Origin of the sequence: Azotobacter chroococcum (assembly GCF_002220155.1) — a bacterium.
Classification (GTDB): domain Bacteria; phylum Pseudomonadota; class Gammaproteobacteria; order Pseudomonadales; family Pseudomonadaceae; genus Azotobacter; species Azotobacter chroococcum.
The window spans coordinates 1,178,289-1,202,302 of record NZ_CP011835.1 but is presented as its reverse complement, the minus strand read 5'-3'; the positions used below and the strand labels follow the sequence as shown (position 1 = coordinate 1,202,302).

Genomic DNA, 24,014 nt, shown 5'->3' with positions numbered 1-24,014 from the left:
GCCGGTGGATTTCGAACTCACCGAGGAACAACGCTTGCTGTCGACAGTGCCCAGACCTTCGCCAGCCGCGAACGGGCACCGCATGCCGCCGGTTGCGTCGCCACCACCGCCGACCTGACCATCCACAACAGGGCCTGCTGGATACTCGCCCGCTTTGCCGACGACGCACTGAAGACGACCTGGCTGCCGCGCATGATTGCGGGCGAGCTGCCTGCCTCCTACTGCCTGACCGAACCGGATGCCGGCTCCGACGCCGCCCACCTGTGCACCCGGACCCGTCGCGATGGCGACGTCTATGTACTGCAGGGTAGCAAATGCTTCATCTCCGGCGCCGGCAGCACCGATGTGCTGATCGTCATGGCCCGCACCGGAGAAGATGGTGCCAAGGGCATCTCCTGCTTTCTGGTACCAGCCGATGCCGCAGGCATCCGCTACGGACGCAACGAACTGAAGATGGGCTGGCGCGCCCAGCCGACCCGCACCGTCACCTTCGAGGAGATATGCACTCCCGCGACCAATCGCGTCGGCCCGGAGGGCCAGGGGTTCGTCTATGCGATGCGGGCCCTGGATGGAATCGCCAGTTGCTCCCTCGGTGCGGCACGGGCAGCCCTGGAGCAGTCGCAGGGCTACGTCGGGGGAGCGCCGGCAGTTCGGCAAGCCGCTGGCCGAGTTCCAGGCCCTGCAGTTCAAGCTCGCCGACATGCTCACCCAGCTCACCGCCAGCCGGCAGATGGTGCTGCTGGCCGCCGACTGACTGGACCGCAGCCATCCGCAGGCTAGCCTTTACTGTGCGATGGCCAAGCGTTTCGCCACCGACCAGTGCTTCGAGACCTGCAACGAGGCCCTGCAACTTCACGGCGGCTACGGCTATCTGAACGACTATCCGCTGGAGCGCTGAGCACACCATAGTCGCGCACACCAGATCCTCGAAGGTACCAACCAAATCATGCGAGTGATCATCGCCCGCCACCTTCTGGAGAAAGGCGGCACGCTGGAGCGGCTGCTGTAGTCCGCCCGCGGTCATCGGCCTGCCAACCAAGGAAACCGCCATGAGTCATGCCGTAGAAACCTATCATCCCGGCCTGCTCGATCTGACCCACAAACTGACAGTGGAAAAGCACGGGCATACTGCGCTGATCACCATCAACCATCCACCAGCCAATACCTGGGACCGCGACTCGCTGATCGGCCTGCGCCTGCTGCTCGAACACCTCAACCGCGACGACGACATCTATGCCCTGGTGGTGACCGGTCAGGGCGAAAAATTCTTCAGTGCCGGCGCCGACCTCAAGCTGTTTGCCGACGGCGACAAGGCCCGCTCCCGCGAGATGGCCCGACGCTTCGGCGAGGCCTTCGAGGCATTGCGCGACTTCCGCGGCGTCTCCATCGCCGCGATCAACGGCTATGCCATGGGCGGCGGCCTGGAGTGCGCACTGGCCTGTGACATCCGCATCGCCGAACGTCAGGCCCTGCTGGCCCTGCCGGAGGCCGCGGTGGGCCTGCTGCCCTGCGCTGGCGGTACCCAGCTGCTGCCCTGGCTGGTCGGCGAAGGCTGGGCCAAACGCATGATTCTCTGCGGTGAGCGGGTGGATGCCGAAACGGCCCGGCGCATCGGACTCGTCGAGGAGGTCGTCGAGCCCGGAGAGTCCCGCGGGCAGGCCCTGCTGCTGGCGGCCAAGGTGGCGCAGCAAAGCCCGGTCGCGGTTCGCACGATCAAGCCACTGATCCAGGGCGCACGTGAGCGCGGGCCCAACGGCTGGCTGGCAGAGGAGCGCGAACGCTTCGTCGACCTCTTCGAGGCCGAAGATACCCACGAGGGCGTCAACGCCTTTCTCGAGAAGCGCGCGCCACAGTGGCGCAACCGGTAGGGCAGCTCCCGAAGGCTCCGCACGCAGCGCCGGGATGCCGACTGTCCCACGCGGCATGTCGCTTCCGATATATCCAGGAACCCCTGGGAATCAGTCGCTCCAGTCGTCCCGGTCACGGCGATCATGCCACTCACGGGAACGATCATGATCCGAGGAACGATGTCGGTCCCAATCGGAGTGCCGGTCACGCTCCGGATGCTGCTTCCGCTTGCTCTCCACTATGCGCGAATAACCGCCGCGGCGCTCGTCCTTGTGGGCGGGCGCCTTGCGGCCCTCATAGCGACGCTCATGCCGGTCTTCCCAGCGCCCGTTGTAATGCGGAACCGCCTTGCGCTCTGCACGCCAGTCCCCGTGATAATGACGATCCCCATGCCTGCGATCATCGTGGTGGCGATACCAATAAGTATTGTCATAAGACCGATGGCGGTATTCGCCATCATCATGGTGGGAGTAATAGCGATGACCATCATGGTCGTCGTCATAGTCGTAGACGGCGCATCCGTGCAGAAACAGGCCCAGCAGGGCAACCAGTAGAGATCGGCGCAGCATGATGGATGCTCTCCTAACACGACGAAGGCCAGCATGTGCTGACCTCCGCTAGATGACATCCTTTTGTCATCGAATGGATACGCTCGTTCAACAGTTCCCCTTCTTGGCCTGTCCCGGCGGGCAAAAATGTCCGCCATGCCCTCCGTGACCACCGCCGCCCAGATCGAGATGAACGCCGTCTCCGAGTTCGGCGCGAACACCCGGTGCACTAATACTGCAACCACTCAACAGCAAAACCGCACCCAAAAGACACACAGAAAAGCCACGCATCGAATACTCCTCGCATTTCCTCAATGCATTAAAAATAATAAAAAACAATAATTTACAGCCAAACAGAGAGCAAAATCGCAAACTTTCTGTGGTTATTCTAAGCATGGGCGCTTTCTCTTCGCCATTACCCTTCGGCGGACTTGCGCACTGGTTCGGTGAGCCACATTCTTATCGCACCATATTAGTGCAATTTTTGCCATGATCCTGAATGCAGATTCCCAGCGCTGCCCCCTGTGCGGCAACGACAACGCCTGCGGCTTGACGACCTCTCCGCCGAGCCAGGGCACGTGCTGGTGCTTTTCCAGACCGGCCAATCCCGACGCGCTGAAGCGCCTGCCAGCGGACCTCCGCAACCAGGCCTGCCTGTGCCCCCGCTGCCTGCAGCAACTGCATGACGAGACGACACCCAATGCGCCTTGACCGCTTTCTAGGCAATCAGCCTCACCTCAACCGCCGGGACGCCCGTCTGCTTCTGGCCGGCGGACGGGTGCGCGTCGACGGCCAGGTGATTAGCGACGGATGCTTCGAGATCCGCGAATTCAGCCGGATCGAACTGGACGACAGTGTTCTGCAAGCCGGCAGGGCAGCGCGCTATTTCATGCTGCACAAGCCTGCAGGGGTAGTCAGCGCCACCTGCCATGAACAGCACCGTACCGTGCTCGACCTGCTGGACGAGCCGGACAGGCAGGAATTGCATCTGGCCGGACGTCTCGACCTCGGCACCACCGGCCTGCTGCTGATCACCAACGATGGACAATGGTCACGCCGCATCACCCATCCGCAGCACAAGCTGGCCAAGGTGTATTACGTGGAAACCGCCGACCCCATCGGCGAGGAGTACATCGAAACCTTCGCCCGCGGCCTCTATTTCGCCTTCGAGGATCTTGTCACCCAGCCGGCCCACCTGGAGATTCTCGACAGCCGCAGCGCCCGGCTGACCCTGTTCGAGGGACGTTACCATCAGGTCAAGCGGATGTTCGGGCACTTTCGCAACCGCGTGCTGCGCCTACACCGGGAAAGCATGGGCCCCTTGCGGCTGGAACCAGGGCTGATGCCCGGCCAGTACCGCCCACTGACGCCAGAGGAGATCCGGCTGATCTGAAGGGAAAGGCTGACCGCGGAAAAACGATGGATGGGAAAAGACAGGCAAGCGGAGTCCAGCCCAAGCCGGGGGCCACCTGAAAAGCAAACGCCCCGAACAAGTCGGGGCGTCTGGGAAGCCTTTCACCCTGCCAGGCAGAGCTTCAGGCCGGGAGCTGAACGGCTCGCCTGTCGGGTAAGGGGCGACCATTGCTGGCCACCCCTCCCCTAAGAACTGTACGTGCGAGTTTCCCCGCATACAGCTCAAGCCTTTGTAAGCCCTTTCTCAATCGAAAGAGCCGGTGCCGCACTGTGTAGCTGTCGATGACAGTTGGGATGCAACAGCACCAGATTGTCCAGCTCGTCGCCTCCGCCCATGTGCCGCTCGATGATGTGGTGGATGTTCCACCCCGTCTCGAACGTGATCAACTGCTTGCACATCGGGCAGCGCTTGTTCTGGCCAAGCCACAGCCTCAGCGTTCTCCGTTTCCCCTCGTCCGATCTCCGCCAGGCGTATTCCAGCCTTTCCTCGAAGTACATCTCGTCTTTCGGGTCGTACGGATTGGCCTCCGCTCTGATTTTCTTGTGCCGCTGTATGGTCGTGTCGTCGGCGTACAGCAATGTGGCCAGTTTGCCGCTGGGATACTGCCCGGAGAATACCCAACTGCGCGTACCGATGCGCTTGAAGTATTTCTCCTTGATCCAGCGTTTGCAGCGATTTCCATGTCGCCGCCTGCACCACCGCCACAACAACTTCCATATCCGGTAATCCACGTAATTGAAGGTCTGCTTGGCGACTATCGGCCGATGATAGTTGGCCCAGCCCCGGATGACCGGATTGAGCTTGTCTATCAACAGGCTGGCCGGAGCCGTCTTGTTCCCTTCGATCAGTGCCTTGACCTTGGCCAGGAATGCCTTGACGTTCCGGTGGGCTGGCTTGATCAGCAGCTTGTCACCGTACTTGCGGACATTCTGGCCGAGGAAATCGAACCCCTCCGACACATGCGTGAACAGCGTCTTTTCCGCCGCGAGGCTCAACCCGCGCTCCGCCATGAAGGCTTCGACGACAGGTTTGACCTCGTTTTCCAGCAGCTCTTTCGAGATGCCGGTGATGACGAAATCGTCCGCATACCGCACATAGTTGACCTTGGTCTTGTAGCTGGCTTTGGTGTTGCGTTGCCCGAATCGCGATTCGAGCGCCTTTTCCAGACCATCAAGCGCCAGATTGGCCAGCACCGGCGAGATAATGCCTCCTTGCGGAGTTCCCGCCCCGGTGGGGTTCAATTGGCCAGATTCCAGGTATCCCGCCTTCAGCCATTTCCGTAAGACCGCCTTGTCCATCGGGACGTTGGCGATCAGCCAGTCGTGACTGATGTTGTCGAAACAGCCTTTGATGTCCCCTTCCATGACCCACTGCGCGGAGTGCTTGCGACCGAGGTTGACGAACAATTGCTCGATTGCATCCGCCGTGGAACGGTGGGGACGAAAGCCATAGGAATTCCGGTCCGCCGTGGTCTCGGACACCGGTTCGAGCGCCAGCAGGTATAACGCCTGCATGGCCCGATCCAGCATCGTCGGTATTCCCAGCGGTCGGCGCTGGCCGTTGGCTTTGGGGATGTACACCCGCCGCAACGGCCTGGGCTGGTAGCCCGTGCGCTGTAACCGAAAAATAGCCTTCCATTTGCTTTCAGGCGTGCTCCAGGTTTCCCCGTCGACGCCCGGAGTCCTGCGACCCCGGTTTTCAGTGACCCGTTTGACCGCCAATGCCTTGGCGGCGAACGAGCGGACCAGCATGCGCTGCAAGGTTTTCACCTGCCGCCATTGCCGGTTCTTGGCTGCCTTCGCGATCCGTACCTGTAGCCCTCTCACCCGCCGATGACTGGTTGCCCAGTCGATCGTGTGCCAACTGCTGGCCGGGAGGGAGGACGCAGGCACTTCCTTTTCAGACGCACTCATCTTGCTTTCCTCCAAAGAAGATTTCCCCGGAGGAGCAGCGGACGCACGTCGCCCTTGCGGGGAGTGAGTTCACTACCCCGCAAGGGATTTCTGTTCAGACGCCGCCGGTCGGACCGAACGACGCCAGCTTTTTATGGCTTTACAAGCCTTTTCGCGATCAAAGACCAGTCGGAAGTGGGCACCCTTTCGGGTCGGGGCAACGGCCCCTATCCAGCCCCGTTACAGGGTGGCATTCGCTTTTTCCGACCTCCTTTACCCGCACTTTCAACAGCCTTCCTTGCGGTCGACCTGCCCCTGCTCTACCAGCCAGTGGCGAAAATACGGGCTTACCGAGTTCCATAACCATCACAAGAGTGGGTTAGGCCCTGCCTGTTCACCGGTGACTCGATGTCAGCGTGTCCCCAGATGTAAAAAGGACAACCAGTCACGCACCTTTTGGTCGAAGCCTGTCAGCAACTTTGGCTCCATGCGGTTGACGGTGTTTATCAGCAGTTCACTTACGTTGGCCGTACCACCCAGCCTAGCGCCTCGCCCGCGTGTTGCTCGCAGGGTCTGCATGGCGCCTCGCGGCGACCACACACCACAGACATTGTGGGACTACATTGTCAGGACGCTTCGCACCCCGCCGTTACCGGCGACGCACTGCCCCTAGGCTACTTTCTGGCTGAACAGAAGGTCTCGTGTCCCGGCCACCTCGCGGTTTTCGGGTGAGACAATGACAGCTATGGCTTGCGCCCTACGGATAGGAGCAGCCAGCTTTTGGACACGATCTCCCATACCTCCCCTGTACTCAAAACGCGAAATACAGACTCAGTACGAATACCGTTTTTATGGTCCCCACAGTGGAAGACCGGATATTTAGGCAACGAATTGTCGAATCCTTAGCGCCTTGACGGCACCCTGAATCCGGGCTTTTGTCGCCCGGATCTCGGGTTTTTAGAGCTGTTTTGCGGGAAAAGCGGCCACCAACCATGTGGTGACCGCCTAAGATGTAGCCCGCTAGGTACTCCTACCTATAGCGACTCTCGTCGCACTACATCATGCCGCCCATGCCGCCCATGCCGCCCATATCCGGCATGGCCGGAGCCGGCTTGTCTTCGACGATGTCGGCGACCATGGCTTCGGTGGTGATCATCAGACTGCCGATGGAGGAAGCGGCCTGCAGCGCGGAACGGGTGACCTTGGCCGGGTCGAGGATGCCCATCTCGATCATGTCGCCATAGGTATCGGTCGCGGCGTTGAAGCCGAAGTTGCCGGAACCTTGCTTGACCTTGTCGACCACCACGCTCGGCTCACCGCCGGCGTTGGCGACGATCTGGCGCAGCGGCGCTTCGACGGCACGACGCAGCAGAGCGATACCGACGTTCTGGTCTTCGTTGTCGCCCTTCAGGCCTTCGATGGCCTGCAGTGCACGCACCAGAGCCACGCCGCCGCCGGGGACCACGCCCTCTTCCACCGCCGCACGGGTCGCGTGCAGGGCGTCTTCGACGCGGGCCTTCTTCTCCTTCATCTCGACTTCGGTGGCGGCGCCGACCTTGATCACGGCAACACCACCGGCCAGCTTGGCCAGACGCTCCTGCAGCTTCTCGCGATCGTAGTCGGAGGAGGTTTCCTCGATCTGCTTGCGGATCTGCGCAACGCGGGCTTCGATGTCGGCCTGGGCACCGGCACCGTCGATGATGGTGGTGTTTTCCTTGTTCAGCACGACGCGCTTGGCGTTGCCCAGGTGCTCCAGGGTGGCGCCTTCCAGGCTCAGACCGACTTCCTCGGAAATTACGGTGGCGCCGGTCAGGATGGCGATGTCCTGCAGCATGGCCTTGCGGCGATCGCCGAAGCCCGGAGCCTTCACGGCGGCGACCTTGACGATGCCGCGCATGTTGTTGACCACCAGGGTGGCCAGGGCTTCGCCCTCGACATCTTCGGCGACGATCAGCAGCGGACGGCCGGATTTGGCCACGGCTTCCAGCACCGGCAGCAGTTCGCGGATGTTGGAGATCTTCTTGTCGACCAGCAGCAGCAGCGGGTTGTCCAGCTCGGCGACCATGGTGTCGGGCTTGTTGATGAAGTACGGCGACAGGTAGCCGCGATCGAACTGCATGCCTTCGACGACGGACAGCTCGTTCTCCAGACCCGAACCTTCCTCGACGGTGATCACGCCTTCCTTGCCGACCTTGTTCATGGCCTCGGCAATGATGTTGCCGATGGACTCATCGGAGTTGGCGGAAATGGTGCCCACCTGGGCGATTGCCTTGGCGTCGGCGCACGGCTTGGCCAGCGACTTCAGCTCGGCGACGATGGCATGGGTGGCCTTGTCGATGCCACGCTTCAGGTCCATCGGGTTCATGCCGGCGGCAACGGCCTTCAGACCTTCGTTGACGATCGCCTGGGCCAGCACGGTGGCGGTGGTAGTGCCGTCGCCCGCTTCGTCGTTGGCCTTGGAAGCCACGTCTTTCACCAGTTGGGCGCCCATGTTCTCGAACTTGTCCTTGAGTTCGATTTCCTTGGCCACGGACACGCCGTCCTTGGTGATGGTCGGTGCGCCGAAGCTCTTGTCCAGGACCACGTTGCGGCCTTTCGGGCCGAGGGTGGCCTTGACGGCATCAGCCAGGACATTCACGCCTACCAGCATTTTCTTGCGGGCGGAATCACCGAACTTGACTTCTTTTGCAGCCATTTTGATCGTTCCTCAATCTTGGATTTTCTACGGAGACTCGCGGGAATCAGGCTTCGACGACGGCGAGGATTTCGTTCTCGCCCATCACCAGCAGATCTTCGCCATCGACCTTAATGGTGTTGTTGCCGGAATAGGGGCCAAACACCACCTTGTCACCGACCTTCACGGCCAGCGGACGGACTTCGCCGTTGTCCAGCACGCGACCGGTGCCGACAGCGACGACTTCGCCACGGTTCGGCTTCTCGGCAGCGGAACCCGGCAGCACGATGCCACCAGCGGTCTTGGTTTCTTCTTCGCTACGGCGAATCACGACGCGGTCATGCAGAGGACGAAGCTTCATTGTCGATCTCTCCTAGTTTTTCTATCGTTTCAGCAACCGATGCCTTCATCGGCCCATTAGTAAAAGCCGGCACTGCCGGTTGCGGCCCGCAACGCGGGACCGCGGAAGATAGCCTGTCGTCCGACAGGAACCTTGCGGTGTCCGCTAAATGTGGGCGCTCAAGGGCATTTCAAGGGTGGCGGAGAAAAATTTTCCGTCCGCCGATCGGCCAAGGGCGAGTAAAGGCTCAGCGCGACCGAAGGACCGACAGTGCGGCCCAAAATCCGGAGGCCAAGTGAAAGCCTGTGGATCAGAAGGAAGGGAAACGGCTAGTCGTCCCGGCGCTCGTACTCGCCCTCGATGACGTTGGGCCGGGAGGCATCCGGGCGGGACGGCCCGGAGCGGGCGGCTAGATCGTCGAAGAAGGCCCGCTGGCGCAAGGCCTGCTCCTCGGTGCGGCGGCGCAGCCGCTCCAGCAAGAGGTGCCGGGTGAAGGGCAGCAGGCAAGGTATGGCAAGCAGATCGCTGACGAAGCCTGGCAGCAGCAGCAGGCCGCCACCGATGGCGACCAGCAGCCCGTCGAGCATTTCCAGCTCCGGCAACTCGCCGCGGGCCAGCCGCTCGCGGGCCCGCCAGGCGGTCGCCACGCCGGCGAGTCGCAGGACCAGTCCCCCCACCAGCACGCCGAGGACGATCAGCAGCAGCGTCGGCAGGACACCGATCGCGGAGCCGACCTTGATCATCACGGCCAGTTCGAGCAGGGGGAACAGCAGAAACAGCAGTAGAAAAGCACGCATCAATGATTTCCCGGACGGAAGATGTCTTCCGGTTGACTGACTACTACTAAATGGGCCCATTGCGCCGCCAATTCAAGCCTGTTCCTGCCCGGCGGCCGGCCAGACCGCGGCGTGGGCCAGCTGTACCAAGGCCTGGCGCACCATGGCGGGATTGTTACAGGGTATTGGGAAGGGCAGCCAGTACAGCACCTGAGCGATGCGCAGATGAAAGCCTTCACTGTCGATGCCGACCATTTCCGCCGGCTCGTCGGCCGGCAGCCCGGCCAGCTCGACATAATGGGCAATGGCCTCGGCATGGTCGCGATTCATGTGTTCGATCATACCGGCTTCGACCTCACCGGCGAAGGGGTTGGCCAGTTCCACGCCCTCCAGCCAGTGGATCGAGCCGAAGCCGCCGATGAAGCGCCAGCGCACCGGCTCCAGCACCCAGAAATCGAAGTCGTGGGCGCGGTGATAGTTACGCGCGGCCGGGAAATAGCGGTAGTAGCGCGCAGCGGCCGTCTCGATCAGGATCTCGTCCCGCAGTTGTCGGGCTTCGGCTACGAGGGTCAGGCGTCCGGCGGCCTGCACGTCGAGCGCGCCGCGCTCACCGACCAGCAGCGAACACTTGCCGTCGGCCTGAAGGTTGCGGGTGTGCTGGGCGATCCGGCTGATCAGGAGCAGCGGGCGGCCCGCCGCATCCAGGCAGTAGGGCACCGCCGATCCGAAAGGAAAGCCAGGGAGGCTCTGGGACAGGGTTGCTAGCGCTCCGCGGTACTCTTTGAGTAATAATTGTCGGGCATCTTTTAGGTCCTTCACCTTCACGCTCACCTTATGACTCCTCGTCGAAGATCCGTTGCAACGGACGAGTGCCCAGCATAACGAGTAACGGCACCGGCAAGGCAACAGTGAATCCATCCCAAAGAGGGATAGCAGATGCAACTGAACGATAAGGTCATCATCATCACCGGGGGTTGTCAGGGGCTGGGGCGGGCCATGGCCGAATATCTGGCAGCCAGGGGCGCAAGGCTCGCGCTTGTCGATCTCAACGCGGAAAAGCTCGACGCCGCCGTCACTGCCTGCCGGGCGGCCGGCGGCGAGGCCCGCGCCTACCTGTGCAATGTCGCCCGGGAAGAAGAAGTCATGCGGATGGTCGACCAGGTGGCGAAGGACTTCGGAGCGATCAACGGTCTGGTGAACAACGCTGGCATCCTTCGCGACGGACTCACCGTCAAGCTCAAGGATGGCGAACTGACCACCCTGAGTCTGGCCCAATGGCAGGCGGTGATCGACGTCAACCTGACCGGCGTATTCCTCTGCACACGGGAGGTGGCGGCGAAGATGGTCGAATTGGGCAGCCAGGGCGCGATCGTCAACATCTCCTCCATTTCCCGGGCCGGCAACATTGGCCAGGCCAACTATTCGGCGGCCAAGGCCGGGGTGGCGGCCGATACCGTGGTCTGGGCCAAGGAGCTGGCGCGCTACGGCATTCGCGTGGCGGCCATCGCCCCCGGCTTCATCGAGACCGAGATGACCGCCAGCATGCGCCCCGAGGCGCTGGAAAAGATGACCGCCGGCATCCCGCTCAAGCGCATGGGCACGCCCGCGGAAATCGCCCATGCCGCCGCCTTCATCTTCGAAAACGACTACTTCACCGGTCGCGTCATCGAACTGGATGGCGGTCTGCGTCTATAAGGACGGCAGGCTCCGGGCAAAAGCCTGGAGCCGTTTCTCCCATGCATCCCGCAAACCACCTCAACCAAGCCCACGAGCCCGCAGCGGAGAATGCCGCCAGCCGTCGGCAGGCCCTGTACCAGACCCTAGCCCGGGTGCCGGCCGGGCAGGTGATCAGCTACGGACGCCTCGCCGAACTGGCCGGACTCGGCCGGGCTGCCCGCTGGGTCGGTCGTATCCTGGCACAGTTGCCGGAAGACACCCGCCTGCCCTGGCACCGCGTGGTCGCCGCCGACGGCCGGCTCAGCCTGGCGCCGGGCAGCCCCGCCGGCGACGAGCAACGCGCCCGCCTGCGCGCCGAGGGACTGACCGTGCACGGCAATCGCGTGGATATTCGCCGACATAGCTGGAATCCGGATGACGCTGCGGTTAGAGTGCGCCCTTTGCCCGCCACCACGAAGTCCCATGTCCCATAAATCCTGGCGCGATGCCCTTGCCGCCTATGCCAGCCCTGCTACCTTGGCCCTGCTGCTGCTTGGCTTTGCTGCCGGTCTGCCGTACATGCTGGTGTTTTCCACCCTGTCGGTGTGGCTACGCGAAGCCGGGGTCGCCCGCGAGACCATCGGATATGCCAGCCTGATCGGCCTGGCCTACGCCTTCAAGTGGATGTGGGCCCCCCTGCTCGACCAGTGGCGCCTTCCGCTGCTCGGCCGCCTCGGCCGGCGGCGATCCTGGCTGTTGCTGTCGCAGGTACTGGTCGCCCTGGGGCTGGCCGGGATGGCGCTGTGCGATCCGCAGAACTCCCTGCCCTGGCTGATTGCCCTAGCCGTGCTGGTCGCCTTCGCCTCGGCCACCCAGGACATCGCGGTGGATGCCTATCGTCTGGAGATTGCCGAAGGCACCCGCCAGGCCGCCCTGGCGGCCAGCTACATGGCCGGCTACCGGGTATCCGCCCTGCTGGCCACCGCCGGGGCCCTGTACTTTGCCGACTGGTTCGGCTCCACCAGCGGGCTCTACAAGGCTTCCGCCTGGGGTTCCACCTACCTGATGTTCGCGCTGCTGATGCTGCCCGGCCTGACCACCACCCTGCTGATGCGCGAACCTGCGGTCCCCCAGCAGACCCAGCAGGAGGCGGCGCGCTTCAGCTTCAACCACCAGATGCTCTCGATCCTGGTATTGATCGTGCTGATGGTCTCGGTGCCGGCGACCTTCACCCAGCTCTACAGCAGCGACATCCTGCTGGTGCTGCAGGGCCGCATGGGCGTGGTCGAGCTGATCGGCGAAGATCGCGCCTTCCTGCGCTTTCTGCTCTACCTCATCCTCACCACCCTGTGCCTGTCGGCCATGGGTCGGCGCAGCCTGGCGCCGGTGCTGACGCCGATCAGCGACTTCATCCAGCGCTACCGCTGGCAGGCTCTGCTGCTGCTCGGCCTGATCGCCACCTACCGCCTGTCGGATACGGTGCTCGGCGTGATGGCCAACGTGTTCTACATCGACCAGGGCTTCAGCAAGGAGCAGATCGCCAGCGTCAGCAAGCTGTTCGGCCTGATCATGACCCTGCTCGGCGCCGGCTTCGGCGGCCTGCTGATCGTCCGCTTCGGCATCCTGCCGATCCTCTTCATCGGCGGTGTGGCCTCCGCCGCCACCAACCTGCTGTTCCTGATGCTGACCAGCATGGGTGCCAACCTGGAAATGCTGGTAGTGACCATATCCTGCGACAACTTCAGCTCCGGCCTGGCGACCTCGGCCTTCGTCGCCTACCTGTCGAGCCTGACCAGCCTGAAGTTCTCCGCCACCCAGTACGCCCTGCTCAGCTCGATCATGCTGCTGCTGCCGCGGCTGATCGGCGGCTATTCCGGCGTGCTGGTGGAAAAGCACGGTTACGGCCAGTTCTTCCTGTTCACCGCCCTGCTCGGCGTGCCGACCCTGCTGCTGATTCTCTGGCAGTCGAGGCAGCAGCCTCTCGCCCCAGAGCCCTCGGAAGACGGCGATGCGGTGACCGAACGCACCTGACCCGTGGCGCGCCCCACAATGCAATCGCCCCGGCCTGACCGGGGCGATTGCATACCGGACACAGCGGCCCGAGGCGCGGAGCGGGTCAGTCGCGGAAGTTGTTGAACTGCAGCGGCATGCCCAGCTCCTGGGTGCGCAGCAGAGCGATGGCCTCCTGCAGGTCGTCGCGCTTCTTGCCGGTGACGCGCACCTGTTCGCCCTGGATTGCCGCCTGCACCTTGAGCTTGGCGTCCTTGATCAGCGCGACGATCTTCTTCGCCAGCTCCTTGTCGATGCCTTCGCGCAGGACCACCTCCTGCTTGACCACCTTGCCAGAGGCGTAGGGGTCCTTGTATTCCAGGCACTGGATATCGATCTTGCGCTTGATCAGGGCCAGCTTGAGGATCTCGATCATCTGCTCGAGCAGGAAGTCGGCCTCGGCGGTCAGGGTGACCGTCTTCTCCTTGAACTCGAAGCTGCCTTTGCCGCGCAGGTCGTAGCGCCGGTCCAGCTCCTTGATCGCATTGTCGATGGCATTGGTGACTTCGTGCTTGTCCAGTTCGGACACCACGTCGAACGAGGGCATGGGATTCCTCCATTTGGGGGCGCGGGCGGCATCGCAGCGGGCGCCTGGCTTGACGGTTGAAATGACCAGTCATTATAACGGCTCGACTAGGGTGCACTGCACAACGACCGCCGCCCTTGCCCGCCCCAGAGCCCACCAGCGAGTCCAGCCATGTCCCTGCCCCCGCTCGATGCATCCCAGTTTCCTGCCAGCGAGACGACCTGGCACGTGCTCGGCGCCGGCAGCCTGGGCAGCCTCTGGGCCGTGCGCCTGTCCCGCGCCGGCCTGCCGGTGCGGCTGATCCTGCGCAATCCAGAGCGGCTGGCCGCCTACCGGGCCGCCGGCGGCCTGCGGCTGGTGGAAGACGGGACGGAACGGCTGTATCCGATTCCGGCCGAAAGCCTCGGCGCCGCTACGCCCATCCGCCGCCTGCTGCTGGCCTGCAAGGCCTATGACGCGGCAGCGGCGGCCGAGTGCCTGGCGCCCCGGCTGGGACCGGGCGCCGAACTGGTCCTGCTGCAAAACGGCCTCGGTAGCCAGGAGGCGGTTGCCGCCCGGCTGCCCGGGCGCCGCTGCCTGCCCGCCTCGACCACCGAGGGCGCCTTCCGCGACGGCGACTTCCGGGTGGTGTTCGCCGGCCAGGGGCATACCTGGCTCGGCGATACAGGTCGGCCGCCGGCCTGGCTGGACGCACTGGCCGCAGCCGGCATTCCCCACACCTGGAGCGAGGCGATCCACGGCCGGCTGTGGCGCAAGCTCGCCCTCAACTGCGCGATCAACCCGCTCAGCGTCCTGCACGACTGCCGTAACGGCGGCCTGCAGGCGCATGCCGGGGAAGTCGCCGCGCTCTGTGCCGAGCTGGCCGAGCTGCTGCGCCATTGCGACCAGCCGGCCGCCGCCGAGGACCTGCAGGAAGAGGTCGAGCGGGTGATCCAGGCCACAGCGGCGAACTATTCGTCGATGCATCAGGACGTGGCCCGCGGCCGGCGCAGCGAGATCACCTACCTGCTCGGCCATGCCTGCCGCGAGGCCGAACGCCGGGAACTGCACCTGCCACGCCTGCGGGCGCTGCAGGAGCGACTGCAGCGGCATCTGGCCGAGCGCGGATTGCCGGTCGACTGAGGCCCGCGCTACCCTGCCCACTCCTTCCCCCGCCGCGTGATGCCCATGGGTCTGCGCCAGCGCCTCGAAAATCTGCCGGTCGGCCGCAAGCTCCTGGCGGCTCTGGTGGTCCTGCTCGCCGCCGTGCTGCTGCTGGCCAACCTGGCCTTCATCAGCGCCGCCTACTGGATCTCCCAGCAGAGCATGACGCCCCAGGCACTCGGCAGCCTCGGCCAACTGATCGCCAGCCCGCCGCTTGCCCACCAGGCCCTCGCCTCGCCGGAGGCGGCCCGGGAGGTGCTGCAACGCCTGGAGTCCTATGCACCGCTGCGCAGCGCCGCCCTGTATGGCCACGACGGACGGCTGCTCGCCCAGCTGCAGCGGGGCGACAGGCTGCAGCTGCCGGAGCATGTCGACAAAGTGCGGGCCTGGCGGCTGCTCGAATTCCGCGTCACCCAGCTGATCGAGCTGCCGCAACCGGGACAGCCCCCCGGCCATCTGCTGCTGGTCGCCTCCAGCGAGTTGCCGGGAGCCTTCTATACCGGCACTCTCAGCGCCAGCCTGCTGATCCTCGCCTTCAGCGTGCTGCTGTGGATGCTGGTGGCCCGGCAGATTCGCCGACTGGTCACCCGACCGATCCGCAAGCTGGAGGAACTATCGCGTCGGGTCACCCTCGAGGAGAACTATGCGCTGCGCGCCAAGCGCGGCAACCAGGACGAGATCGGCAGCCTGGCCGACGCCTTCAACACCATGCTGTCGCGCATCGAGGCTCGCGAGCATCAGCTCAAGCGTGCCCGCGACGAGGCGCAGAGCGCCTTCGACCAGGCTCAGAGCCTGACCGAGGAAACCCGCCGCTTCAACCGCAAGCTGGAGCTGGAAGTCCAGGTGCGCAGCAAGATCGAGAAAAAGCTCACCGGCTTCCAGAACTACCTCAACAGCATCATCGACTCCATGCCCTCGGCGCTGATCGCCCTCGACGAACAGCTCTACGTCACCCAGTGGAACCAGGAGGCCAGCAGCCTGTCGGGAACGCCCCTGCACGAGGCCCTGAACCAGCCGATCTTCCTCGCCTTCCCGCCGCTGCAGCCGTTCCTCAACCAGCTCCGCCACACTGTCGAGCGGCACCACGTGGAGAAGATCGAGCGCGTCACCTGGATGCGCAACGACGAGCCCCGCCACTACGCACTGACTTTCTACCCGCTGATGGGCGGCGGCGGGCGCGGCGTGGTGATCCGCATCGACGACATCACCCAGCGCCTGTCCATGGAGGAGCTGATGGTGCAGTCGGAGAAGATGCTGTCGGTCGGCGGCCTCGCCGCCGGCATGGCCCATGAGATCAACAATCCGCTGGGGGCCATCCTGCACAATGTGCAGAACATCCGCCGGCGCCTGTCAGCGGAGCTGCCGAAAAACCTCGAACAGGCCGAGGAATGCGGCCTTTCGCTGGCTGCAGTGAACGACTACCTGGAGCGGCGCGAGGTGCCGCAGTTGCTCGACGGCATCCAGCAGGCCGGAACCCGCGCGGCGAAGATCGTCAGCCACATGCTCAGCTTCAGCCGGCGCAGCGACCGGCAACTGACCCCCACCCTGCTCCCGCCGCTGATCGACCAGGTCCTGGAAATCGCCGGCAACGACTTCGCTCCGGCGGAGAGCTTCGACTTCAAGAACATCCGCATCCAGCGCGATTTCGACCCGAACCTCGGTCCGGCGCTGGTCATCGCCAACGAACTGGAACAGGTGCTGCTCAACCTGCTGAAGAACGCCGCCCAGTCGATCCATCAGCGCCAGAGCGGCCCACCCGGGCGCATCGTCCTGCGCACCCGACTCAATTCGCCCTGGGCGGAGATCATCATCGAGGACAACGGCGTCGGTATCCCCGAAACCGTGCGCAAGCGCATATTCGAGCCGTTCTTCACCACCAAGGAAGTCGGCCAGGGCACCGGTCTCGGCCTGTCGGTGTCCTATTTCATCATCACCAACAACCACAAGGGACGGATGGAGGTGCAGTCGCGGCCCGGCCAGGGCAGCAGCTTCACCCTGCGCCTGCAACTGGCCGAAACGCCGGAAGGTGCCGAGCTCTGAGCCCGCCAGACAGAGACAGACATGGGCAACCGACTCTCGAAGATCTACACGCGCACCGGCGATGCCGGTGAAACCGGCCTGGCCGATGGCCGCCGGGTACCCAAGGATCATCCCCGGATAGAGGCCATGGGCGAGGTCGACAGCCTGAACAGCCAGCTCGGCCTGCTGCTCGCCGAGCTGGACGAGCAGCAGGGGCGTTGGCCGGGCCTTGGTGAGCTGAGCGAAATCCTGGCGCCCTGCCAGCACCGCCTGTTCGATCTCGGCGGCGAACTGGCGATGCCCGCCTACCAGGCGCTCGAGGCGCGCGAGATCGCTCGCCTGGAGGCCGCCATCGACCGCTGGAACGCCGAGCTGGGGCCCCTGCAGGACTTCATCCTGCCCGGGGGCTCGCGGTTGATCGCTCAGGCCCATGTCTGCCGCAGCCAGGCCCGCAACGCCGAGCGGCGCTGCCAGCAGCTGAATACCGTCGAGGCGCTGCGCCCGGAACTCCTCGCCTATCTCAACCGGCTCTCCGACCTGCTGTTCGTCGCCGCGCGGCTGCTCGCACGCCGCCAGGACCGGGCGGAGATCCTCTGGCGGGCAGCCAATCCGCCCGCCTGATCATTCCGGCCAGAGCCCACGGATGCCGGCGATGCCCTGGGCACCGGCCTGCCAGGCACGCATCAGATGCTGGCTGTCGAGTCCACCGAGCAGAAAGGCCGGGCGGTCGAAGTCCTGCAGCAGTTCGGCTGCCTGCTCCCAGCCCAGGGGCCGGGCTTCGGGATGGCTGCGGGTGGCCTCGACCGGCGACAGGGTGACGAAGTCCACGCCCATCCGCGCGGCCAAGGCCAGCTCCTCGGCATCGTGGCAGGAGGCCGCCAGCCAGCGCTCGGCCGGGAAGGGGCGGCCGTTGGCGGCGTATTCGCGCAGCTGGCGGGCGGTCAGGTGCCAGCCGGCGGCCGGGAAATCGCCGAGCCACTCCAGCGGCCCCTTGAGCATCAGCTGTGCCCGTCCGGCGCAAAGCCCCTGCACATCGACCGCCAGATCGCGGTATTCGGGATCGTACATGTTCGGCGCGCGCAGCTGGACCAGGCGGACCCCTCCTTCGAGGGCGGTTCGCAGGCCCTGCAGCAGCACCTGCGAAGGAAGATTGTCCGGCGTGATCAGGTAGCGCTCGGGCAGCCGGGCAGCGGCGACGATCGGATAGTTGGCGGCAGGAAACTCATATTCCGGCAGCTGCCGCGGGGCGACCCAGGCCAGCGCCTGGCCTTCGGCACCGTGGGGCTCGCCGGCGAAAGCGCCGACCTCCCAGACATCCAGCAGCACGCGCTGGTCGGGGTAGTCGTGGCGTATCTGGATCAGCGGCCTGGCAGCGGCCACGCGGATGCCCAGCTCCTCCTCCAGCTCGCGGGCCAGGGCGGTCTCGACCGCCTCCCCCGCCTCGACCTTGCCGCCGGGGAACTCCCAGAGGCCGCCCTGATGCTTGTCCTCGGGGCGCCTGGCGAGCAGGATCCGGCCGTTGGCACCGCGGATCACTGCCGCCGCGACATGCACACGCTTCATTCGATCGTCTCCGTTTCCTGCAGGGCCGCCTGGTACCAGCGCTGGAAGGCTGGCCACTGGTAGAGGGTTTCCACGTAGGCCGCCGCCGGCTCCGGCAGGGCCACCGCATAGCCGCGCAGCCGCGCCGCCACCGGCGCATAGAAGGCGTCGGCGATGCCGGCATGGCCGAACAGGAAGGCTCCGTCCGCACCGAAGCGCTGCCGGCAATCGGCCCAGAGCGCGCAGATGCGGCCGATATCCTCCTGCACGGTAGCCGGCAGCGGCAGTGCCAGCGGTTTCGGGCGGCGCCTGAGGTCCATCGGCAGGTGGCTGCGCAGCGCGGCAAAGCCGCTGTGCATCTCGGCACACACCGAGCGCGCCACTGCCCGCGCGTATTCGCCGCGTGGCCAGAGATGGCACTCGCCGTAGGTTTCGGCCAGGTACTCGGCGATTGCCAGGGAGTCCCAGATTGGTCCCTCCTCGGTCAGCAGCACCGGCACCTTGCCGGTCGGCGAGTGGCTCAGCAGGCGGGCACGACTCGCCTGCTGATACAGGGGAATCCGCACCTCCGCATAGGGCTCCTCGGTCAGCTCCAGCACCAGGGCGGCGCGCATCGACCAGGAGGAGTAGTTCTTGTTACCGATGATCAGGCTCAGGGACATGGCAGTCTCCTTGGCTGCGGGCCGCTCGCGGTGCGAATGCCGCCGGAAGCCCGCAGCCGGTGGCGCGAGGCGGCGCTTACGTCCGGTACTCGGCGTTGATTTTCACGTACTCGTGGGACAGGTCGGTGGTCCAGATGGTTTCGCTGCAGTCGCCCCGGCCCAGCTCGATGCGGATGCCGATCTCCGCCTCGGCCATCACCGCGGCGCCCTGCTCCTCGGTGTAGGTCGGTGCACGGCCGCCCTGCCTGGCGATGCAGACCTCGCCGAGGAAGACGTCGATCCGGCTCACGTCGAGCTGCGGCACGCCGGCGCGGCCGACGGCGGCGAGGATGCGCCCCCAGTTCGGGTCGGAGGCGAACAGCGCAGTCTTGATCAGCGGCGAGTGAGCCACGGCGTAGCCGACGTCCAGACACTCCTGATGGGTGGCGCCGCCGTTGACCTGCACGGTGACGAACTTGGTCGCGCCTTCGCCGTCGCGGACGATGGCCTGGGCCACCTCCATGCTCACCTCGAACACCGCCTGCTTCAGCTTGGCGAACAGCTCGCCCTTCGCTTCGCGGATTTCCGGCAGTGCCGCCTGGCCGGTGGCGACCAGCATGCAGCAGTCGTTGGTAGAGGTATCGCCGTCGATGGTGATGCGGTTGAAGGACTTGTTCGCCGCATCGCGCAACAGGTCCTGCAGAACCGGCTGGGCGACCCTGGCGTCGGTGGCGATGTAGCCGAGCATGGTGGCCATGTTCGGACGGATCATCCCGGCGCCCTTGGAGATGCCGGTGACGGTGACGGTCACCCCGTCATGCACGAACTGCCGGCTGGCGCCCTTGGGCAGGGTGTCGGTGGTCATGATGCCTTCGGCGGCGACCGCCCAGTTGTCGACCTTGAGATCGGCCAGAGCGGCCGGTAGCGCGGCCTCGATCTTCTCCACCGGCAGCGGCTCGCCAATCACCCCGGTGGAAAACGGCAGCACCGCCCCTCCATCGACCCCGGCCAGCTCGGCCAGGCGGGCACAGGTATGTGCGGCAGCCTGCAGGCCCGGTTCGCCGGTGCCGGCGTTGGCGTTGCCGGTATTGGTCAGCAGGTAGCGCACGGTGCCCTGCACGCGCTGTTTGGCGAGGATCACCGGCGCCGCGCAGAAGGCATTGAGGGTGAACACCCCGGCAACCGTGGAGCCTTCGGCACAGCGCATCACCACCACATCCTTGCGCCCGGGGCGCTTGATGCCGGCGGAGGCGATGCCGAGTTCGAAACCGGGGACCGGGTGCAGGATGGGCAGAGGGCCAAGACCGACAGCCATGAAGGGCTCCTTCGTATAGATTCTGTTGAGTGAGCGTACCGGGGGTACGGGGAACGGGCGGAAAAACGCCGCGCCCGGTCCGACCGGGCGCGGCGCTGCGGATGCGGCTTCGCGCATTCCGAACCTGCTGCGCCGAAACGCAGCCTGACAACTCTAGTTGAGCTGCCCGTGGCAGTGCTTGTACTTCTTGCCGGACCCGCAGGGACAGGGCTCGTTGCGCCCGATCTTCGGCTCGGGGCGCACCGGCACGGCTCCCGCCTGGGGCCCCTCGACGACCTCGAGGTCGCCGTCCTCCGTCTGCGGGGCCAGGGCCGAAGCAGTGGCATGCTGGAACTGCATGCGCCGGGCCAGGGCCTCGGCCTCGCGGCGCAGACGCTCCTCTTCCTCGGCCGGATCCTCGCGGCGGACCTGCACATGGGAGAGCACGCGGATGGCATCGCGCTTGATCGATTCAAGCAGGGACTGGAACAGCTCGAAGGACTCGCGCTTGTATTCCTGCTTGGGATTCTTCTGCGCGTAGCCGCGCAGGTGGATGCCGTGGCGCAGGTGATCCATGGTCGACAGATGATCCTTCCACAGGTCGTCCAGCACGCGCAGCAGGATCTGCTTCTCGAAGGTGCGCAAGGCTTCGGCGCCAGCGATCTCCTCCTTCTCCCGGTAGGCCGCCAGCAGCGCCTCGAGGATGCGCTCGCGCAACGCCTCCTCATGGAGCCTGTCGTCCTCGTCGAGCCATTGCTGCAACGGCAGCTGCACGCCGAAATCACCCTGCAGGGCGGCTTCCAGACCGGCGATGTCCCACTGCTCGGGCAGCGACTGCGGCGGAATGTGCTGGTCGATGGCGGCGCCCAGCACCTCCTCGCGGAATTCGGCGATGGTTTCGCCGATGTCCTCGGCCACCAGCAGGTTGTTGCGCATATGGTAGATCACCTTGCGCTGCTCGTTGGCCACGTCGTCGAATTCGAGCAGCTGCTTGCGCATGTCGAAGTTGCGGCCCTCGACCTTGCGCTGGGCCTTCTCGATGGCATTGGTCACCATGCGGTGCTCGATGGCCTCACCGGACTGCATGCCGAGCGCCTTCATGAAGTTCTTCACCCGGTCGGAGGCGAAGATGCGCATCAGATTGTCTTCCAGGGACAGGTAGAAGCGGCTGGAGCCCGGGTCGCCCTGACGGCCGGACCGGCCGCGCAGCTGGTTGTCGATGCGCCGGGACTCATGGCGCTCGGAGGCGATCACATGCAGTCCGCCGGACTCGATCACCTGCTGGTGGCGCTTCTGCCAGTCGGCCTTGATCTGCGCGACCTGCTCTTCGCCCGGCTCGCCCAGCGACGCGACCTCGACCTCCCAGTTGCCGCCGAGGAGGATGTCCGTACCCCGGCCGGCCATGTTGGTGGCGATGGTCACCGCACCGGGACGACCGGCCTGGGCGATGATCTCGGCTTCCTTCTCGTGATACTTGGCGTTGAGCACCTGGTGCGCGATACCTTCCTTCTTCAGCAGCAGGGAAACGTATTCGGAACTCTCGATCGAGGCGGTCCCAACCAGAACCGGGCGCCCCTGGGCCTGGCACTCCTTGATGTCGGCGATAATCGCCGCGTACTTCTCTTCCTGGGTCAGGTAGACCAGGTCGTTGAAGTCCTTGCGCGCGATCGGCCGGTGGGTCGGGATCACCACCACGTCGAGACCATAGATCTGGCGGAACTCGAAGGCCTCGGTGTCGGCGGTGCCGGTCATGCCGGCGAGCTTGTGGTAGAGGCGGAAGTAGTTCTGGAAGGTGGTCGAGGCCAGAGTCTGGCTTTCCGCCTGGATCGGCAACCCCTCCTTGGCCTCAATGGCCTGGTGCAGCCCCTCGGAGAGGCGGCGGCCGGGCATGGTCCGGCCGGTGTGCTCGTCGATCAGCAGCACCTGGTTGCCCTGCACGATGTACTCGACGTTGCGATGGAACAGGACGTGCGCGCGCAGGCCTGCATAGACATGGGTCAGCAGCGGCAGGTTGTGAGCGGAGTAGAGGTTGTCGCCCTCGGGCAGCAGGCCGACGCGGGTCAGCAGCTCCTCGATGAACTGGTGGCCCTGCTCGTTCAGCTCGATCTGCCGGGTCTTCTCGTCGACGCTGTAGTGCCCCTCCTGGGTGACCACACCCTCCTCTTCCTCGATGTGGCGCTTCAGCTGCGGAATCAGGGCGTTGATCTGCAGGTACAGCTGGGAGCTGTCCTCGGCCTGGCCGGAAATGATCAACGGCGTGCGCGCCTCGTCGATCAGGATGGAGTCGACCTCGTCGATCACCGCATAGTTGAGTTCGCGCTGGAACTTGTCCTCCAGGCTGAAGGCCATGTTGTCGCGCAGGTAGTCGAAGCCGAACTCGTTGTTGGTGCCGTAGGTGATGTCGGCAGCGTAGGCGGCGCGCTTCTCCTCCGGCGGCTGGAAGGGCGTGACCACGCCGACGGAAAGACCGAGAAACTCGTACAGCGGGCGCATCCAGTTGGCGTCGCGGCGGGCCAGGTAGTCGTTCACCGTCACCACGTGCACGCCCTTGCCGGCCAGAGCATTGAGATAGACGGCCAGGGTCGCCACCAGGGTCTTGCCTTCGCCGGTGCGCATCTCGGCGATCTTGCCTTCGTGCAGAACCATGGCACCGATCAGCTGCACATCGAAGTGGCGCATACCCATCACCCGCTTGCCCGCTTCGCGGGCGACGGCGAAGGCCTCCGGCAACAGCTGGTCGAGGGTTTCGCCCTTGCCGAGACGCTCCCTGAACTCCTCGGTCCTGGTGCGCAGCTGCTCGTCCGTCAGCGCCACCATCTGCTCTTCGAGGGCATTGATCGCCCGCACGGCTCGACGCATGCGTTTGACTTCACGATCGTTCTTGCTTCCAAAGAGCACTCTCAACAAAGGCGCAAACATATCGACAGGTTCTTCCTCACATATGAATGGAGAGCGGGCACGGGGCCGACCCGGCAGCCGAAGACGGCCGCAATGGGAAAAGGGCCATTCTACTCGTAAACCCGCCCGGCAAGAAAAGCGGCATCATGCAGCATAGGATCGGCCACGCGCCAAAAATGCCAAGGGCCGCATGCTGGGCGCAAGCGTGACCATCAACTCCCGGAGCCGGACCGGAGGAGGTATGGGGTCTGCTACCATGGGCATCCGCAGCCTCAGGCCAACCACCATGACCTTTCGCCCCTTGCCGGCCCAGGCCCCTGCCGCGCTGTTGCGCGAGGCCAAGCCACTCAAGTCACTATTCAGTCAGGCACAACAGCTGGCCCAGTTGCAGCGGCTGCTCGACAGCCAGCTGCAACCTGCCGCACGCGGGCATTGCCATGTGGCCTCGTGGCGCGAAGGCTGCCTGCTGCTGATCGTCACCGACAGCCAGTGGGCCACCCGGCTGCGCTACCAGCAACGCCGCCTGCAGCGTCAGCTGCTGACCCTGGAAGCGTTCCGGGGGCTGACCAGGATTCTCTTCAAGGTGCAGCCGCCCATGCAGACGGGGCCCTCATCCAGCCGCACGATCAAGCTGTCCCCGGCCGCTGCTGAAAGCATCCAGACTGCCGCCGAAGGCATCGACGACCCCAGGCTTCGCGCCGCCCTGGAGCGGCTGGCCCGGCATGCCCAGCCCGAGTAGCCAAAAAGAAAAAGG

General features: G+C 64.8%; 22 protein-coding genes and 1 pseudogene. 11 read left to right on the top strand and 12 right to left on the bottom strand.

Going from position 1 to position 24,014, the window contains the following annotated elements; all coding sequences use genetic code 11:
- The first annotated feature begins 4 nt into the window (after positions 1-4).
- Positions 5-1,009 (top strand): annotated as a pseudogene (locus ACG10_RS05580) (acyl-CoA dehydrogenase family protein).
- Positions 1,010-1,049: 40 nt separating this feature from the next.
- Positions 1,050-1,868 (top strand): enoyl-CoA hydratase, encoded by an 819-nt coding sequence (locus ACG10_RS05575; protein WP_089167456.1) that lies wholly within the window; start codon positions 1,050-1,052, stop codon positions 1,866-1,868.
- A gap of 90 nt (positions 1,869-1,958) precedes the next feature.
- On the opposite strand, the gene ACG10_RS23545 is transcribed toward ACG10_RS05575, so the two are convergent.
- Both ACG10_RS23545 and ACG10_RS24290 read right to left on the bottom strand, forming a co-directional pair.
- Positions 1,959-2,417: a hypothetical protein gene (locus ACG10_RS23545; RefSeq protein ID WP_157731377.1), complete on the bottom strand. Its 459-nt coding sequence runs from the start codon at positions 2,415-2,417 to the stop codon at positions 1,959-1,961.
- An 87-nt stretch (positions 2,418-2,504) separates the two neighbouring features.
- Positions 2,505-2,792, bottom strand: coding sequence for a hypothetical protein (locus ACG10_RS24290; protein WP_232487193.1), 288 nt, complete (start codon positions 2,790-2,792; stop codon positions 2,505-2,507).
- Between the two features lie 93 nt (positions 2,793-2,885).
- Here ACG10_RS24290 and ACG10_RS05560 point away from each other — a divergent pair, with 93 nt between their 5' ends.
- The gene (locus ACG10_RS05560; RefSeq protein WP_082045482.1) at positions 2,886-3,107 is read left to right on the top strand and encodes a cysteine-rich CWC family protein; all 222 of its coding nucleotides are present in this window, start codon (positions 2,886-2,888) and stop codon (positions 3,105-3,107) included.
- Entirely contained in the window at positions 3,097-3,789 is a 693-nt protein-coding gene (locus ACG10_RS05555; protein ID WP_089167453.1) for a pseudouridine synthase, read from the top strand. The genes ACG10_RS05560 and ACG10_RS05555 overlap by 11 nt, the downstream gene beginning before the upstream one ends.
- 242 nt (positions 3,790-4,031) lie before the next feature.
- Here the strand turns inward: ACG10_RS05555 and ltrA are convergent, their stop codons facing one another.
- The 5 genes from ltrA to ACG10_RS05530 all read right to left on the bottom strand — a co-directional run bounded on the left by ltrA (position 4,032) and on the right by ACG10_RS05530 (position 10,317).
- Positions 4,032-5,723, bottom strand: coding sequence for a group II intron reverse transcriptase/maturase (gene ltrA / locus ACG10_RS05550; protein ID WP_089167452.1), 1,692 nt, complete (start codon positions 5,721-5,723; stop codon positions 4,032-4,034).
- Positions 5,724-6,756: 1,033 nt separating this feature from the next.
- The gene (gene groL / locus ACG10_RS05545) at positions 6,757-8,397 is read right to left on the bottom strand and encodes a chaperonin GroEL (RefSeq protein WP_089167451.1); all 1,641 of its coding nucleotides are present in this window, start codon (positions 8,395-8,397) and stop codon (positions 6,757-6,759) included.
- Between the two features lie 46 nt (positions 8,398-8,443).
- The gene (locus ACG10_RS05540; RefSeq protein ID WP_089167450.1) at positions 8,444-8,737 is read right to left on the bottom strand and encodes a co-chaperone GroES; all 294 of its coding nucleotides are present in this window, start codon (positions 8,735-8,737) and stop codon (positions 8,444-8,446) included.
- A gap of 308 nt (positions 8,738-9,045) precedes the next feature.
- Complete coding sequence (locus ACG10_RS05535) at positions 9,046-9,513, bottom strand: FxsA family protein (protein ID WP_089167449.1); 468 nt, start codon at positions 9,511-9,513, stop codon at positions 9,046-9,048.
- A gap of 72 nt (positions 9,514-9,585) precedes the next feature.
- Positions 9,586-10,317 carry a HugZ family pyridoxamine 5'-phosphate oxidase gene (locus tag ACG10_RS05530; RefSeq protein ID WP_232487254.1) on the bottom strand — a complete coding sequence of 244 codons (732 nt, stop codon included), beginning with the start codon at positions 10,315-10,317 and terminating at the stop codon, positions 9,586-9,588.
- A 111-nt stretch (positions 10,318-10,428) separates the two neighbouring features.
- On the opposite strand from ACG10_RS05530, the gene ACG10_RS05525 reads away from it, so the two are divergent.
- Genes ACG10_RS05525 through ACG10_RS05515 form a run of 3 tightly spaced genes read left to right on the top strand, consistent with a single transcriptional unit; the run spans position 10,429 to position 13,179 of the window.
- The gene (locus tag ACG10_RS05525; RefSeq protein WP_089167447.1) at positions 10,429-11,187 is read left to right on the top strand and encodes an SDR family oxidoreductase; all 759 of its coding nucleotides are present in this window, start codon (positions 10,429-10,431) and stop codon (positions 11,185-11,187) included.
- A 41-nt stretch (positions 11,188-11,228) separates the two neighbouring features.
- Complete coding sequence (locus ACG10_RS05520; RefSeq protein ID WP_089167446.1) at positions 11,229-11,642, top strand: MGMT family protein; 414 nt, start codon at positions 11,229-11,231, stop codon at positions 11,640-11,642.
- On the top strand, positions 11,632-13,179 hold the full coding sequence (locus ACG10_RS05515) for an AmpG family muropeptide MFS transporter (RefSeq protein WP_089167445.1): 1,548 nt from the start codon (positions 11,632-11,634) through the stop codon (positions 13,177-13,179). The genes ACG10_RS05520 and ACG10_RS05515 overlap by 11 nt, the downstream gene beginning before the upstream one ends.
- 85 nt (positions 13,180-13,264) lie before the next feature.
- Here ACG10_RS05515 and ACG10_RS05510 read toward each other — a convergent pair whose 3' ends face one another.
- Positions 13,265-13,744 carry a YajQ family cyclic di-GMP-binding protein gene (locus tag ACG10_RS05510; RefSeq protein WP_039805567.1) on the bottom strand — a complete coding sequence of 160 codons (480 nt, stop codon included), beginning with the start codon at positions 13,742-13,744 and terminating at the stop codon, positions 13,265-13,267.
- A gap of 150 nt (positions 13,745-13,894) precedes the next feature.
- Here ACG10_RS05510 and ACG10_RS05505 point away from each other — a divergent pair, with 150 nt between their 5' ends.
- The 3 genes from ACG10_RS05505 to ACG10_RS05495 are packed head-to-tail and all read left to right on the top strand — an operon-like array spanning position 13,895 to position 17,506.
- Positions 13,895-14,845, top strand: coding sequence for a putative 2-dehydropantoate 2-reductase (locus ACG10_RS05505; protein WP_052263964.1), 951 nt, complete (start codon positions 13,895-13,897; stop codon positions 14,843-14,845).
- A 45-nt stretch (positions 14,846-14,890) separates the two neighbouring features.
- On the top strand, positions 14,891-16,906 hold the full coding sequence (locus ACG10_RS05500) for an ATP-binding protein (RefSeq protein WP_089167444.1): 2,016 nt from the start codon (positions 14,891-14,893) through the stop codon (positions 16,904-16,906).
- A 21-nt stretch (positions 16,907-16,927) separates the two neighbouring features.
- Positions 16,928-17,506 (top strand): cob(I)yrinic acid a,c-diamide adenosyltransferase, encoded by a 579-nt coding sequence (locus ACG10_RS05495; protein WP_089167443.1) that lies wholly within the window; start codon positions 16,928-16,930, stop codon positions 17,504-17,506.
- Here the strand turns inward: ACG10_RS05495 and ACG10_RS05490 are convergent, their stop codons facing one another.
- The 4 genes from ACG10_RS05490 to secA form a co-directional block, all read right to left on the bottom strand.
- Positions 17,507-18,448, bottom strand: a complete 942-nt coding sequence (locus ACG10_RS05490; RefSeq protein ID WP_089167442.1) for a Nudix family hydrolase — start codon at positions 18,446-18,448, stop codon at positions 17,507-17,509.
- Complete coding sequence (locus ACG10_RS05485; RefSeq protein WP_089167441.1) at positions 18,445-19,089, bottom strand: glutathione S-transferase family protein; 645 nt, start codon at positions 19,087-19,089, stop codon at positions 18,445-18,447. Before ACG10_RS05485 ends, ACG10_RS05490 begins: the two co-directional genes overlap by 4 nt.
- A gap of 76 nt (positions 19,090-19,165) precedes the next feature.
- A complete protein-coding gene (gene argJ / locus ACG10_RS05480) occupies positions 19,166-20,383 on the bottom strand; it encodes a bifunctional glutamate N-acetyltransferase/amino-acid acetyltransferase ArgJ (RefSeq protein ID WP_089167440.1) in 1,218 nt (405 codons plus the stop codon).
- Positions 20,384-20,536: 153 nt separating this feature from the next.
- The gene (gene secA / locus ACG10_RS05475) at positions 20,537-23,281 is read right to left on the bottom strand and encodes a preprotein translocase subunit SecA (protein WP_089167439.1); all 2,745 of its coding nucleotides are present in this window, start codon (positions 23,279-23,281) and stop codon (positions 20,537-20,539) included.
- A gap of 265 nt (positions 23,282-23,546) precedes the next feature.
- Between secA and ACG10_RS05470 the strand changes: the two genes are divergently transcribed.
- On the top strand, positions 23,547-23,999 hold the full coding sequence (locus ACG10_RS05470; protein ID WP_089169796.1) for a DciA family protein: 453 nt from the start codon (positions 23,547-23,549) through the stop codon (positions 23,997-23,999).
- Positions 24,000-24,014 lie beyond the last annotated feature (15 nt).

What these genes read in the sequence shown, in the direction of transcription:
- ACG10_RS05515 (WP_089167445.1), top strand. Translation starts at nt 11,632, where the DNA reads ATGTCCCATAAATCCTGGCGCGATGCCCTTGCCGCCTATGCCAGCCCT.
- ACG10_RS05575 (WP_089167456.1), top strand. Translation starts at nt 1,050, where the DNA reads ATGAGTCATGCCGTAGAAACCTATCATCCCGGCCTGCTCGATCTGACC.
- ACG10_RS05525 (WP_089167447.1), top strand. Translation starts at nt 10,429, where the DNA reads ATGCAACTGAACGATAAGGTCATCATCATCACCGGGGGTTGTCAGGGG.
- ACG10_RS05490 (WP_089167442.1), bottom strand. Translation starts at nt 18,448, where the DNA reads ATGAAGCGTGTGCATGTCGCGGCGGCAGTGATCCGCGGTGCCAACGGC.
- ACG10_RS05485 (WP_089167441.1), bottom strand. Translation starts at nt 19,089, where the DNA reads ATGTCCCTGAGCCTGATCATCGGTAACAAGAACTACTCCTCCTGGTCG.
- groL (WP_089167451.1), bottom strand. Translation starts at nt 8,397, where the DNA reads ATGGCTGCAAAAGAAGTCAAGTTCGGTGATTCCGCCCGCAAGAAAATG.
- ACG10_RS05505 (WP_052263964.1), top strand. Translation starts at nt 13,895, where the DNA reads ATGTCCCTGCCCCCGCTCGATGCATCCCAGTTTCCTGCCAGCGAGACG.
- ACG10_RS05540 (WP_089167450.1), bottom strand. Translation starts at nt 8,737, where the DNA reads ATGAAGCTTCGTCCTCTGCATGACCGCGTCGTGATTCGCCGTAGCGAA.
- ACG10_RS24290 (WP_232487193.1), bottom strand. Translation starts at nt 2,792, where the DNA reads ATGCTTAGAATAACCACAGAAAGTTTGCGATTTTGCTCTCTGTTTGGC.
- ACG10_RS05555 (WP_089167453.1), top strand. Translation starts at nt 3,097, where the DNA reads ATGCGCCTTGACCGCTTTCTAGGCAATCAGCCTCACCTCAACCGCCGG.
- ACG10_RS05500 (WP_089167444.1), top strand. Translation starts at nt 14,891, where the DNA reads ATGGGTCTGCGCCAGCGCCTCGAAAATCTGCCGGTCGGCCGCAAGCTC.
- ltrA (WP_089167452.1), bottom strand. Translation starts at nt 5,723, where the DNA reads ATGAGTGCGTCTGAAAAGGAAGTGCCTGCGTCCTCCCTCCCGGCCAGC.
- argJ (WP_089167440.1), bottom strand. Translation starts at nt 20,383, where the DNA reads ATGGCTGTCGGTCTTGGCCCTCTGCCCATCCTGCACCCGGTCCCCGGT.
- secA (WP_089167439.1), bottom strand. Translation starts at nt 23,281, where the DNA reads ATGTTTGCGCCTTTGTTGAGAGTGCTCTTTGGAAGCAAGAACGATCGT.
- ACG10_RS05470 (WP_089169796.1), top strand. Translation starts at nt 23,547, where the DNA reads ATGACCTTTCGCCCCTTGCCGGCCCAGGCCCCTGCCGCGCTGTTGCGC.
- ACG10_RS05510 (WP_039805567.1), bottom strand. Translation starts at nt 13,744, where the DNA reads ATGCCCTCGTTCGACGTGGTGTCCGAACTGGACAAGCACGAAGTCACC.
- ACG10_RS05495 (WP_089167443.1), top strand. Translation starts at nt 16,928, where the DNA reads ATGGGCAACCGACTCTCGAAGATCTACACGCGCACCGGCGATGCCGGT.
- ACG10_RS05560 (WP_082045482.1), top strand. Translation starts at nt 2,886, where the DNA reads ATGATCCTGAATGCAGATTCCCAGCGCTGCCCCCTGTGCGGCAACGAC.
- ACG10_RS05535 (WP_089167449.1), bottom strand. Translation starts at nt 9,513, where the DNA reads ATGCGTGCTTTTCTACTGCTGTTTCTGCTGTTCCCCCTGCTCGAACTG.
- ACG10_RS23545 (WP_157731377.1), bottom strand. Translation starts at nt 2,417, where the DNA reads ATGCTGCGCCGATCTCTACTGGTTGCCCTGCTGGGCCTGTTTCTGCAC.
- ACG10_RS05520 (WP_089167446.1), top strand. Translation starts at nt 11,229, where the DNA reads ATGCATCCCGCAAACCACCTCAACCAAGCCCACGAGCCCGCAGCGGAG.